7 protein-coding genes are annotated in these 13,878 nt (G+C 68.1%); all 7 read left to right on the top strand.

Annotated features, from left to right (window positions below):
* Position 1: 1 nt before the first annotated feature.
* The 7 genes from treS (at position 2) to PJB24_RS08455 (ending at position 13,750) form a co-directional block, all read left to right on the top strand.
* Complete coding sequence (treS, locus tag PJB24_RS08425; protein ID WP_273844762.1) at positions 2-3,310, top strand: maltose alpha-D-glucosyltransferase; 3,309 nt, start codon at positions 2-4, stop codon at positions 3,308-3,310.
* Positions 3,307-5,487: a 1,4-alpha-glucan branching protein GlgB gene (gene glgB, locus PJB24_RS08430; protein ID WP_273844764.1), complete on the top strand. Its 2,181-nt coding sequence runs from the start codon at positions 3,307-3,309 to the stop codon at positions 5,485-5,487. Before treS ends, glgB begins: the two co-directional genes overlap by 4 nt.
* Before the next feature lie 23 nt (positions 5,488-5,510).
* Positions 5,511-7,655, top strand: coding sequence for a glycogen debranching protein GlgX (gene glgX, locus PJB24_RS08435; protein ID WP_273844766.1), 2,145 nt, complete (start codon positions 5,511-5,513; stop codon positions 7,653-7,655).
* Positions 7,652-9,466: a malto-oligosyltrehalose trehalohydrolase gene (gene treZ / locus PJB24_RS08440; protein ID WP_273844768.1), complete on the top strand. Its 1,815-nt coding sequence runs from the start codon at positions 7,652-7,654 to the stop codon at positions 9,464-9,466. The genes glgX and treZ overlap by 4 nt, the downstream gene beginning before the upstream one ends.
* A complete protein-coding gene (treY, locus tag PJB24_RS08445) occupies positions 9,463-12,282 on the top strand; it encodes a malto-oligosyltrehalose synthase (protein ID WP_273844770.1) in 2,820 nt (939 codons plus the stop codon). The genes treZ and treY overlap by 4 nt, the downstream gene beginning before the upstream one ends.
* A 260-nt stretch (positions 12,283-12,542) precedes the next feature.
* Positions 12,543-12,995: a cupin domain-containing protein gene (locus PJB24_RS08450; RefSeq protein WP_273844772.1), complete on the top strand. Its 453-nt coding sequence runs from the start codon at positions 12,543-12,545 to the stop codon at positions 12,993-12,995.
* A gap of 254 nt (positions 12,996-13,249) precedes the next feature.
* Positions 13,250-13,750 carry a DUF5946 family protein gene (locus PJB24_RS08455; protein WP_273844774.1) on the top strand — a complete coding sequence of 167 codons (501 nt, stop codon included), beginning with the start codon at positions 13,250-13,252 and terminating at the stop codon, positions 13,748-13,750.
* Positions 13,751-13,878 lie beyond the last annotated feature (128 nt).

Below are 13,878 nucleotides of genomic sequence, written 5' to 3' on the forward strand. Positions count from 1 at the left end.
GGTGTCGGGCGACCCCCTCTGGTACAAGGACGCGATAATCTACCAGCTCCACGTCAAGGCGTTCTTCGACTCGGACAACGACGGGATGGGCGACTTCCGGGGCCTGACCCAGCGGCTGGAGTACATCCGGGAGCTCGGGGCCACGGCGATCTGGGTGATGCCCTTCTACCCCTCCCCGATGCGCGACGACGGCTACGACATCTCCGAGTACAAGAACGTCCACCCTGACTACGGCACCCGGCGCGACTTCCGGGCTTTCGTCAGGAAGGCGCACGCTCTGGGTCTCAAGGTCATAACCGAGCTCGTCATAAACCACACCTCCGACCAGCACCCCTGGTTCCAGCGGGCGAGGAAGGCCCCGAAGGGCTCGGCGCTGCGCAACTACTACGTCTGGAGCGACACCGACCAGAAGTACAAGGACGCCCGCATCATCTTCACCGACACCGAGAAGTCCAACTGGACCTGGGACGAGGTCGCCGGGCAGTACTACTGGCACCGCTTCTTCTCCCACCAGCCCGACCTCAACCACGACAACCCCCGCGTCTTCCGCTCGATGATGAGCGTGATGCGCTTCTGGCTGGACATCGGGGTGGACGGGCTCAGGCTGGACGCCATCCCCTACCTCATCGAGCGGGAGGGGACCGACTGCGAGAACCTCCCCGAGACGCACCAGATCATAAAGCGGATGCGCGCCGAGATGGACGCCAGCTACGAGGACCGCTTCCTCCTCGCCGAGGCCAACCAGTGGCCCGAGGACGTGATGGACTACTTCGGCGACGGCGACGAGTGCCACATGGCCTTCCACTTCCCGCTCATGCCCCGCATCTACATGGCCGTGGCGCAGGAGAACCGCCACCCGATCGTCGAGATCATGCAGCAGACCCCGGAGATCCCGGAGAACTGCCAGTGGGCGATCTTCCTCAGAAACCACGACGAGCTGACCCTCGAGATGGTCACCGACCGCGAGCGGGACTACATGTACCAGACCTACGCCACGGACCCTCGCATGAGGGTGAACCTCGGCATCCGCCGCCGCCTGGCCCCCCTGATGGAGAACGACCGGCCCAAGATAGAGCTTCTGAACAGCCTGCTGATGAGCATGCCGGGGACGCCCATCATCTACTACGGGGACGAGATCGGGATGGGCGACAACGTCTTCCTCGGTGACCGCAACTCGGTGAGGACCCCGATGCAGTGGTCCCCCGACCGCAACGCGGGATTCTCCCGCGCCGACCCCGCCCGGCTCTACCTTCCCCCGATCATGGACCCGGTCTACGGCTACGAGTCGGTCAACGTCGAGGCCCAGAGCCGCAGCACGGGCTCGCTGCTGAACTGGATGAAGCGTCTGATCGCGGTGCGCAAGGCCCACAGGGCCTTCGGGCGCGGAACGCTCGAGTTCCTGCACCCGGGCAACCGCAAGATCCTCGCCTACCTGCGCGAGTACGAGGACGAGACGATCCTCTGCGTGGCGAACCTCTCCCGCTCGGCGCAGCCGGTCGAGCTCGACCTCTCGCGCTTCTCCGGGCGGGTCCCGGTGGAGCTGATCGGGGGCTCCAGCTTCCCCCCGGTCGGCAACCTGCCGTACTTCCTCACCCTCCCGGGCTACAGCTTCTACTGGTTCTCGCTCAGCAGGGAGGCCGAGCCGCCGCGCTGGCACGAGGAGTTCTCCCGGATGTCCGAGCTGCCGGTCCTGGTGCTGCGCGCCGACCGCATCCCGGCCTACAGGATGCGCCACGCCCCGCTGAGGCTCTCCGAGCGGCACCTGCGCCAGCTCTCCGAGGCGCTGCCGGAGTTCCTCGACCGCCGGAGGTGGTTCGCCGCGAAGGGCAGCGGCATCGGGCGCGTGGAGATCGCCGACCGGGTAGAGCCGGAGCCGGGGATGCTGCTCGCCACGGCGCGGGTCCACCCGGCGCAGGACGGGGCCTCCGCCCAGCTCTACTTCCTGCCGCTCTCCGTCGGCTGGGAGGACGGGGGAGACCTCGCCCCGCTCGAGATGCACACCGTCGCCCGCCTCAGGCGCCGCAACATGGTCGGCATCCTCTACGACGCGTTCGCCGACGAGGAATTCTGCCGCAGGATGGTCGGCTGGATGCGCGAAGGCCGGACGGTGGAGCTCGATGACGGCGGGAGGATACGCTTCCACGGGACCCGGGCGCTGGAGGGGCTTCTGGAGGGGGCCGAGGAGCCGCTCGACGTCCGGCGGGCCGGGGTGGAGCAGTCGAACACCTCGGTGATCCTCTCCGAGAGGCTCATCCTCAAGGGATACCGCCGCCTGCAGGAGGGAATGAACCCGGAGGTCGAGATAGGGCGTTTTTTGACCGAGGAGACCAGCTTCGAGAACACCCCGCCGCTCGCCGGGGTGGCGGAGCTCGAGCGGGAGGGCCGAGAGCCCGTGACCCTGGCCGTTCTGCAGGGCTTCGTCCCGAGCGACGGCGACGGCTGGTCCTACACCCTGAGCCACCTGGAGCGCCGCCTGGAGGAGCACCTGCTCTCCGCCGCCTGGAGCCCGGAGGACGAGGTGGCGGAGGAGGCCGCCGAGTCCGAGGCCGAGGACGAGTACTTCCGGCGGCTCGTGCGCACGCTCGGGTTGCGCACCGGCGAGATGCACGCCGCGCTCGCCACCCCGACCGGGGACGAGGCGTTCCGCCCCGAGGTCGCCTCCCCGGCGGAGGTGGCCGGGTGGGTCGAGGGCGTGCTCGACGACCTCAGGCTCACGCTCACCCTGCTCGAGCGGCGCCGCGACGGCCTGCCGGAGAGGGTGCGTCCGGCGGCCGGGCGCCTCCTGGACGCCGAGGCGGAGCTCTTCGATCTGCTCGAGTCCTCGTCCGGATACGACTTCGAGGTCGTCAAGACCCGCCACCACGGCGACTACCACCTGGGTCAGGTGCTCGTCGTCGGGGACGACTTCCAGATCATAGACTTCGAGGGCGAGCCCGCCCGCCCGGTGGCCGAACGCCGCGAGAAGCGCTGCCCCCTGCGCGACGTCGCCGGGATGCTGCGCTCCTTCGACTACGCCGCGCGCTCGGTGCTCGCGGGCGTGGAGGAGGAGAGGTACGGGGAGGCGGAGGAGTGGATCGAAGGCTGGGAGCGGCGCACCCGCGAGGCATTCATGGAGGGATACGCCGCGGGTGCCGCCGGATGCATCTCCTACCCGGAGGAACCGGAGCGCCTGCGGGCGCTGGTGGACCTGTTCACCGTCGAGAAGGCGCTCTACGAGATCCGCTACGAGCTTGAGAACCGCCCGGAGTGGGTAGGCATACCGATCGAAGGCATACTCGATCTTGTGCGCGAGAGAACGGAGGCCGGGTGATCCGGGAAGACGAGATACGTGCTGTGGTGAGCGGAGATCACGCCGATCCCTTCTCTATACTGGGTCTGCACGAGGAGGGAGGCTCGCTGGTGGTGCGGGCCTTCCTGCCGGGGGCGGTCTCGGCGGAGGCCGTATCTCCTGGCGGGGGCGCGCTCGGCGGCCTCCGTCGACTGCACCCCGAGGGCTTCTTCGCCGGGAGGGTGCCGGAGGAGGCCAGATCGGGCTACCGGCTGCGCGTCACCTACGGGGAAGGGGAGAGCGTGGTGCAGGAGGACCCCTACCGCTTCCCGCGCCTCATCGGGGACTACGACCTCTACCTCTTCGGCGAGGGGACCAACCGGCGCATCTACAAGAAGCTCGGCGCCCACCCGACGACCCTCGAGGGCGTGGAGGGGACGGCGTTCGCCGTGTGGGCCCCGAACGCCCGACGCGTCTCGGTCGTCGGGGAGTTCAACGGCTGGGACGGCCGGCGGCACGTGATGCGCAAACACCCGGCGGCGGGGGTCTGGGAGATCTTCGTCCCCGGCGTCGGCGAGGGGGCGCTCTACAAGTACGAGATCAAGGGACCCGACGGGAACCTGCTCCCGCTGAAGGCCGACCCCTACGGCTTCGCCGCCGAGGTCCCCCCGGCGACGGCCTCGATCGTCCACGACCTCACCCGCTACGAGTGGGGCGACGGGGAGTGGATGGAGGGCAGAGAGAAGAGGAACGCCCTCGACGCCCCGATCTCGATCTACGAGGTCCACATCGGCTCCTGGCGGCGGAACGAGGAGGGCTACTCGCTCTCCTACCGCGAGCTCGCCGACGAGCTCGTCTCCTACGTGAGCGAGCTGGGTTACACCCACGTCGAGTTTCTGCCCGTCGCCGAGCACCCCTTCTACGGCTCCTGGGGCTACCAGCCGCTCGGGATGTTCTGCCCGAGCGGCCGCTACGGCTCCCCCGACGACTTCCGCCACCTGGTCGACCGGCTGCACCAGGCCGGGATAGGCGTCATCGTCGACTGGGTCCCGGCCCACTTCCCCGAGGACGCCCACGGCCTCTCCCGCTTCGACGGCACCCACCTCTACGAGCACGCCGACCCCCGGCGTGGGCGTCACCCCGACTGGGGCACCCTCGTCTACAACTACGGCCGGAACGAGGTCCGTAACTTCCTCATCGCCAACGCCCTCTTCTGGCTCGCCGAGTACCACATAGACGCCCTCCGGGTGGACGCGGTCGCCTCGATGCTCTACCTGGACTACTCCAGGGGGCCCGGCGAGTGGGTTCCCAACCGCTACGGCGGCAACGAGGACCTTGAGGCCATAGACTTCCTCAAGAAGATGAACGAGGCCGTCTACGAGGAGCACCCCGGCGCGGCCACCATAGCCGAGGAGTCGACCGCCTGGCCGATGGTCAGCCGCCCGACCTACATGGGGGGCCTGGGGTTCGGCTACAAGTGGAACATGGGTTGGATGCACGACACTTTAGGCTACATCTCCGAGGATCCCATCCACCGCTCCTACCACCACGACGAGCTGACCTTCTCGCTCGTCTACGCCTTCAACGAGAACTTCATCCTGCCGCTCTCCCACGACGAGGTGGTCTACGGGAAGGGTTCGATCGCCTCGAAGATGCCCGGGGACGACTGGCAGAAGCTCGCCAACGTCAGGCTCCTCTACGCCTACATGTACGCCCACCCCGGAAAACAGCTTCTCTTCATGGGCGGTGAGCTCGCCCAGTGGTCGGAGTGGAACCACGACGCCCAGCTCGAGTGGCACCTGCTCGAGAACCCGGCCCACCGCGGGGTGTACGAGCTCGTGCGCGACCTCAACGCCCTCTACCGCACCACCCCGGCCCTGCACGAGGTGGACTTCGAGCCCGCCGGGTTCGAGTGGGTCGAGGGCGGGGACCGCCAGAACAGCGTGGTATCCTTCCTGCGCCGGGCGCGCGACCCCGGGGACTTCGTCTTCGTGGTCTGCAACTTCACCCCGGTCGTGAGGCACGGCTACCGGCTCGGGGTCCCGCGCGGGGGGCGCTACGTCGAGATCCTCAACACCGACGCTCCGAAGTACGGCGGGAGCGGCGTCGGAAACGGCGAGGTGGTGGAGGCATCCGCGGTGCCCTCTCACGGCCGCGAGCACTCGCTGGAGCTGACCCTTCCGCCGCTCGGGGCGCTCGTGCTCAGACCCGCCCGTTGAGATAGAAAGGTGCGAGAGAGACTTTGAGAAGACGCTACAGCACGAGGAGGGGCGACGTCTCTCCCGGCGTACCCTGTCCGCTGGGGGCGAGATGGGACGGGGCCGGGGTCAACTTCGCGCTCTTCTCCGAGCACGCCGAGCGGGTCGAGCTGTGCCTGTTCCGCCCGGACCGCCGGCGCGAGACCGAACGCATCGAGATGCCCGAGCGCACCGACGGGGTCTGGCACTGCCACCTCTCCGACGTCCGTCCCGGTCAGCTCTACGGCTACAGGGTCTACGGTCCCTACGACCCCTCCCACGGCCACCGCTTCAACCCCAAGAAGCTCCTCCTCGACCCCTACGCCTTCGACATCGCGGGTCCGCTCGACTGGCGCTACCCCCACTTCGGCTACCGCCACGGGGACGACCTCGTCCCAGACGGTCGGGACAACGCCGCGGGGGCGCTCAAGGCGAAGGTCGTCGAGAGAGCCTTTACCTGGGGGGACGACCGGCCGCCGCGCACCCCGCTGGACGAGACCATAATCTACGAGCTGCACGTCAAGGGCTTCACCCGGCGGCACCCGAAGGTGCCCGAGGCCCTGCGCGGGACCTACGCCGGGCTCGCCTCCGACGCCGCGATAGACCACCTGAAGAGGCTCGGGGTCACCGCGGTCGAGCTCTTGCCGGTGCATGCCTTCGTGCAGGACCGGCACCTGGTCGAGCGGGGTCTCGCCAACTACTGGGGGTACAACACCATAGGCTTCTTCGCGCCGGAGAGGCGGTACGCCGCCACCTCCGATCCGGTGGGCGAGTTCAAGACGATGGTCAAGCGGCTGCACGCGGCGGGGCTCGAGGTGATCCTGGACGTCGTCTACAACCACACCGCCGAGGGAAACCACCTGGGGCCGACGCTCTCCTTCCGCGGGATAGACAACGCGAGCTACTACCGGCTCTCCCCGGAGGACCCCCGCTACTACATGGACTACACCGGGACCGGCAACACTTTGGACACCACCCACCCGCGCGTGCTGCAGCTCATCATGGACTCTTTGCGTTACTGGGTGGAGGAGATGCACGTCGACGGTTTCCGCTTCGACCTCGCCACCACTTTGGGGCGCGAGAGCGACGCCTTCGACCCCGCGGGCGGCTTCTTCGACATCATCCGGCAGGATCCGGTAATCTCGCAGGTCAAGCTCATCGCCGAGCCCTGGGACGTCGGCGAGGGCGGCTACCGGGTGGGGGGCTTCCCACCGCCGTTCTCGGAGTGGAACGGCAAGTACCGCGACGTGGTCCGCGCCTACTGGAAGGGCGAGGGCGGGCTCGTCGGGGAGCTCGCCTCGCGGCTCACCGGCTCCAGCGACCTGTATCAGTCCGCCGGGCGCCGGCCGCAGGCGAGCATCAACTTCGTCACCGCCCACGACGGCTTCACCCTCGACGACCTGGTCTCCTACAACGAGAAGCACAACGAGGCCAACGGCGAGGACAACAACGACGGCGAGAACCACAACCTGAGCTGGAACTGCGGGGTCGAGGGTCCGACCGACGACCCGGAGGTGCTCGCGCTCCGGGCCCGGCAGAAGCGCAACTTCCTGGCGACGCTTTTGCTCTCGCAGGGGGTGCCGATGATCCTCGCCGGGGATGAGATGGGGCGCACCCAGCGGGGCAACAACAACGCCTACTGCCAGGACAACGAGATCTCCTGGCTCGACTGGGACCTCTCCGAAGACGATGAGGACCTCCTGCTCTTCACCCGGGGCCTCATCCGGCTGCGGCGCTCCCACCCGGACTTCCACCGCCGGCACTTCTTCCAGGGGCGGGCCTCGGAGGGGGTGACGGACGTCGCCTGGATCTCCCCGGACGGCAAGGAGATGACCCAGGAGGAGTGGAACACCTCCTACGCCCGCTCCCTCGGGATGCAGATCTTCGGCTCCGCTCGGGCGGGCTATCCCGAGGCGAGCCGTCCAGAGGCCGACGACAACTTCCTCCTCCTCTTCAACGCCCACCACGAGGAGCTGCCTTTCGTGATCCCGTCCGATCCCCCGGGCGCCCGCTGGCAACCGCTCGTGGACACCTTCTACCCGGCCTCCCGCGAGCTCTCCGGGGTCTACAAGCCCGGCGACCCCTACCCCCTTAAAGCCCGCTCGATGGCCGTCCTGATCCAGCTGCGCGAGGCCGGGGAGGACTTTTGAGATACCTGCATAGGATGCCCTTCGGAGCCGAAGTCCTGCCCGATGGCAGGACCCGTTTCTCCCTCTGGGCCCCCGCGGCGGAGAACGTCGACCTGGAGCTCGAGGGACGCACCCTGCCGATGGAACACCCGGCGGAGGGATTCTTCACCGCGACGGCGGAGGCCGCCCCCGGCTCCCGCTACCGCTACCGGGTGGACGGGGAACGGGTGGTGCCCGACCCCGCCTCCCGCCACCAGCCCGAGGGCGTGCACGGTCCGAGCGAGGTCGTGGACCCCCTCGCCTTCGTGTGGGAGGACGACGCCTGGAGGGGACGCCCCTGGGAGGAGGCGGTCGTCTACGAGCTGCACGTCGGCACCTTCTCCCCCGAGGGGACCTTCGCCGGGGTCGAGAGGAGATTGGACCACCTGGTAGACCTCGGCGTCACCGCACTCGAGCTGATGCCTCTCTCTGGCTTCCCCGGCGGGCGCAACTGGGGCTACGACGGGGTGCTTCCGTTCGCCCCGGCGGGGGTCTACGGCCGCCCCGAAGACCTCAAACGGCTCGTCCAGGCCGCCCACCGGCGCGGCCTGATGGTCCTGCTGGACGTCGTCTACAACCACTTCGGCCCAGAGGGAAACTACCTCCCGCTCTACGCGCCGCAGTTCTTCACCGACCGCCACCGCACGCCCTGGGGGCAGGCGATCAACTTCGACGGCGAGGGCAGCCGCTTCGTGCGCGACTTCTTCATCCACAACGCGCTCTACTGGCTCGAGGAGTACCGCTTCGACGGGCTGCGGCTCGACGCGGTGCACGCCATATTCGACGACTCGGAGGAGCACTTCCTCGTCGAGCTCTCCCGGCGGGTGCGGGAGTCCCCCGGTGCCGACCGCCACGTCCACCTGGTACTCGAGAACGTGAACAACACCGCCTCGTACCTGCGGCGTTCGGGGCCGGGCTTAAAACCCTACGACGCGCAGTGGAACGACGACATCCACCACGCGCTCCACACCGCGCTCACGGGTGAGAGCGCGGGCTACTACACGGACTTCGCGGACGCGCCGCTCTCCCACCTGGGGAGGTGCCTGGCCGAGGGGTTCGCCTACCAGGGCGAGCCCTCGCGCCACTTCGGCGGCGAGCGGCGCGGGGAGCCTGCCGCCGACCTCCCCCCGACCTCTTTCGTCGCCTTCGTCCAGAACCACGACCAGGTGGGCAACCGCGCCTTCGGCGAGCGCATCACCGACCTCGCGCCGGAGGAGGCGGTGCGGGCGGCCGCGGCGGTCTACCTGCTCTCTCCGCAGGTGCCGATGCTCTTCATGGGCGAGGAGTGGGCCGCCTCGAGCCCCTTCCCGTTCTTCTGCGACTTCGGGGAGGAGCTGGCCCCGCTCGTGACCGAGGGCCGCCGCGAGGAGTTCGCCTCCTTCCCCGAATTCTCCGACCCCGCGACGCGCGAGCGCATCCCCGATCCCTCCGACGAGAGCACCTTCCGGATGGCCGTCCTCGACTGGGAGGAACGCGAGGGTGGCATCCACCGCCGCCTCCTGGAGCACTACCGCGACCTCCTCGCGCTGCGAAAGCGCGAGATCTCCCCTCGCCTCGGCAACGTCCCCGGCGGGGCGGCGCTCTACCGCACCGTGGGGGAGCGGGGCCTCCGGGTGCAGTGGCCGCTCGGCGAAGGCTCGCTCCTCACCCTGCTCGCGAACCTGGGGGATGAGGAGCTCGGGGGCTTCGAGGCCGCCCCGGGACGCCTCCTCTACGCCACGGAGGGTGCCGCCCGGCAAGAGCGCACCCTCCCGCCCTGGTCGGTCGCCTTCTACCTGCGGAAGCCGGAGTGAGGGTCCCGCGCGCCACCTACCGCGTCCAGCTCAACCGCAGCTTCACCTTCTCCGACGCGACGCGCATCGTCCCCTACCTAGCATCCCTCGGCGTGAGCGACCTCTACGCCTCCCCATACCTCGAGGCCCGCCCCGGGAGCACCCACGGCTACGACATAACCGACCACAACGCGCTCAACCCGGAGATCGGAACCCACGGACATCACGAACGTCTCATCGACGCATTACATAAACACGATATGGGGCATCTGCTGGACATCGTGCCGAACCACATGGGGGTGGGACAGGACAACTGGCGTTGGCTGGACGTGCTGGAGAACGGTCCGGCTTCGCCGTATGCGCACTTCTTCGACATCGACTGGCAGCCGGTCAACCGGGGGGAGCTGCGGGGGAAGGTGCTCCTGCCGGTGCTCGGCGACCACTACGGGAGGGTGCTCGAGCGGGGGGAGCTCGAGGTCGTCTTCGATGCGGGGGAGGGGTCGTTCGCGGTGCGCTACTACGAGCATCGCTTCCCGCTCGACCCCGGGACCTACCCGATGATCTTCGAGGGGATGGAAGAGCCCGCCGGGGACGGGCGCACGCTGGAGTTCGAGAGCGTGATCACGGCGTTCTCCAACCTGCCCGGGAGGGAGGAGACCGACCCGGAGAGGATCGCCGAGCGGGTGCGCGACGCCGCGGTGAACAAAGGACGTCTCGCCCGGCTGTGCGAGGAGTCGCTCGAGGTGGCCCGGGCCGTCGAGGGTTGCGTCGAGAGGATCAACGGCGAGCGGGCGAAGCCGGAGAGCTTCGACGCGCTGCACCGGCTGCTCGAGGCGCAGGCCTACCGGCTCGTCTACTGGCGGGTGGCCTCCGACGAGATAAACTACCGCCGCTTCTTCTCGATAAACGACCTCGCCGGGATCCGGGTCGAGGACGGGCGGGTCTTCGACGAGACGCATCGTCTGATCCTGCGTCTCGTCGGCGAGGGGAAGGTGGACGGGCTGCGCATCGACCATATAGACGGGCTCTACGACCCGGCGGGTTACCTGCGCAGGCTGCAGGAGGAGGCCGCCCGCGTGCGCGGGGACGAGGACGACCTCTACGTGGTCGTCGAGAAGATCCTCGCCCCCCACGAGCACCTGCCGGATGGCTGGCCCGTCGCCGGGACGACCGGCTACGACTTCCTGAACCAGGTCGAGGGCCTGTTCATCGACCCGGCCGGGGAGAGACCGCTCGGGCGCGTCTACCGGCGCTTCCTCGGCCGGGAGGAGGACTTCGAGGAGCTTCTCGTGGGGTGCCGGCGCATGATCATGCAGAGCTCGCTCGCGAGCGAGCTGAACGTTCTCGCGCGGCGGCTGCTCGCGATCTCGAGCTACGGGAGGCGTTCTTACGACTTCACGATAAACGTCCTGCGCGAGGCCCTCGCCGGGATAGTCGCGCACTTCCCGGTCTACCGCACCTACGTCGACGCCGCCGGGCCATCCGGGGAGGACCGCCGTTACGTGGAGTGGGCCGTCTCGCAGGCGAAGAAGCGGAGCACCGCCGCCGACACCACCGTCTACGACTTCATCCGGGACGTGCTGCTGCTGGAGGTCGAGGGACCGGAGGAGTACCGGAGGATGGTCCTCGGGTTCGTGATGAAGTTCCAGCAGTACACCGGGCCGGTGATGGCCAAGGGGATGGAGGACACCGCGCTCTACCGCTACAACCGCCTCGTCTCGCTCAACGAGGTCGGCGGGGAGCCGGAACGCTTCGGGGTCTCCGTCTCCGCCTTCCACCACCTGAACGCCGGGCGCTACAGGCGCTGGCCGCACGCGATGCTCGTCACCGCGACCCACGACACCAAGCGTGGCGAGGACGTACGCGCCCGGATAAACGTCCTCTCCGAGATCCCGGACGAATGGCGCGGGCACCTCTTCCGCTGGTCCCGCACCAACCGCTCCCGCCGCCGCGAGGTGGAGGGCAGGCCCGCCCCCGACAGGAACGACGAGTATCTCCTCTATCAGACGCTCCTCGGCACCTGGCCGAACCACGAGATGGACGAAGGAGAGCTGGAGGAGTACGCCGGGCGCATCCGGCAGTACATGCAGAAGGCGATGCGCGAGGCGCAGGTCCACACCTCCTGGGTAAACGTGAACGAGGAGTACGAGCGCGCGGCGCTCGACTTCGCGTCCGCCCTCCTCGACCCGGAGAATGCCCTCTTCCTGGAGGACTTCATCCCCTTCGCCCGCCGCGTCTCCCGGCTCGGCGCGCTGAACGGCCTCTCCCGGACGGTGCTCAAGCTCACCTCCCCCGGCGTCCCGGACGTCTACCAGGGCACCGAGCTCTGGGACCTCTCGCTCGTCGACCCGGACAACCGCCGCCCGGTCGACTACGCCCGGCGCCGGGAGATGCTCGCGCGGCTGCAGGAACTCCCTCCGGGGGAGGTCCACACCCTCCTCTCCGACAGCCGCTGGGAGGAGGGCGCCCCGAAGCTCTACCTCACCTGGCGGGCGCTCGAGCTGCGGCGCGAGCGCCCTGCCCTCTTCGAGGGTGGGGAATACCTCCCCGTGGAGGCCGAAGGTGAGATGGCCGGCCACCTCGTCGCCTTCGCCCGCACCTGCGAGGGGGACGCCGCGCTTACGATCGCCCCCAGACTCTGCGCGCACCTCGAGAGGCTCCCGGGCTCCATCCTCCCCGACCCGGAGGAGTGGGACGGGACGAGGCTTCTCCTCCCACCAGAGCTCTCCGGACGTACCTGGCGGGACGTCCTCTCCGGTCGCGTCTTCGAAGGCGGGGCGTTTTCGCTCCGAGAGCTCTTCTCGTCCTTCCCCGCCGCCCTCCTCGTCTCCGAATAGAAACGGTTGTTTCAGAGCCCCGCCCGGGTTATAGTGGGTGGGGTGGGGAGAGCGGAGCTTTTCGGGAGAGGAGCCGCCTGCACGAGCTCTCGATAGCCGACGCCATCGTCCAGGTCGCCGGGCGGCGGGTGACGAAGGTGCACGTCAGGGGCGGGGAATAGAAGATGTGCCCGGACTCATGGTCGTGATGGAGGTGACCGGATGATCGACATGCTCGTCGGCGACCAGCTGCCGGGGATCTGCTGATGCCCCGTCACTCTTTGCCGGCTGGTGGTAGCGCCCCGGGTGGACCGTACCGGGTGCTCGGCGGGATGTCCGTGGCCGTCAAGGTCCCCGCCGCCAGGACCGAAGGGCAGGTGCTGATCGTCGAGAACACCAACCCGCGGACGGGAGGCCCACCGCGGCACCTGCACCACGCTCAGGAGGAGTGGTTCTACGCCGTCGAGGGAAGCTACGTGATCGAGGTCGGGGACGAGCGCTACGAGCTCGGGCCGGGGGACTCCCTCCTCGCGCCGCGGAAGGTGCCTCACGTCTGGGCCCACGTCGGAGAGGGAACGGGGCGGCTGCTCATCGCGTTCCGTCCCGCGGGGAGCATGGAGGCGTTCTTCGCGGGGCTGGCGCGCCTGGATGGCGGTTCGCCTCACGAGGAAGTGCAGGGACTGTTCCGCGAGTACGGCATGGAGGTGACCGGCCCGCCGCTGCTGGTCGAGTGATCCACGAAGGTGTCCCGTGGAGCCGTGGCGGAAGGCATGGTGCCATCACGCGCGTTGGTCCCTGCTTCATGACGGCTTTCAGCGGGTTGTCCACACCCACGCATCGCTTCATGAACGTCTTTTTGCTCCGCATTCCCCGCCCGCCTGCAATCCCCTGCACGGGCAGCCCAACGCGGTTCCGCATGACTGCGGGGAAGGGATTTTTACTGTATATACGTAATAACAGGTGCACGGCGTAAGGAGAGCCGTTCGACTTGGATCGTACAACGGTAAGATGCCCGGGATGCGGGCTTGAACTACCAAAGCAGAATCTGCCGGTTACCAGCCGTTACTATGCCTCTGAAGAGTGCTGGCAGTTGTACCTGGAACTGACGGCCTATCACCTATCGAGGTCTGATCCGGAGTTCATTCACCAGGTGGACGTCGATGCATATGGTGCACAACATGCGGGGGACGCAACACGTCCCGTTACGGTAGCATTCGCGCTGATCGGCCTTTACTTGGCGGTCGAGCGTGGTTACACGGGAAGACGGGTACAGCTTGCGCACATGGCTCTGGCGAAGCAGCGAATCGACTGGCCGCGGCTGCACCGGCCGGAGAGGCGAGCATCGTTGACCGTGCAGGACGTGTTGAAAGCCAGGCCAGGGAAGGAGAGGGATCAGACGTTGATGGAATGGGCCGCGTCCGTCTGGCGCGTCTGGGAGGAGGAGCACGAGTGGGTGAGGAGAGTATCACGAGAGTTTTTACACGTATAAGCGGATACTGTTGGTTTATTCATCAGCGACGCTGCATACTCCAGGAAGCAGCCCCGAGAGCCACCTTCCTGGAGGGCAGAGAGTTATGTCTATGCACCCCAAACCGATCGGTCCCGTCCCAGAAGATA

The sequence above is a fragment of the Rubrobacter calidifluminis genome (assembly GCF_028617075.1).
GTDB classification, from domain to species: Bacteria; Actinomycetota; Rubrobacteria; order Rubrobacterales; family Rubrobacteraceae; genus Rubrobacter_E; species Rubrobacter_E calidifluminis.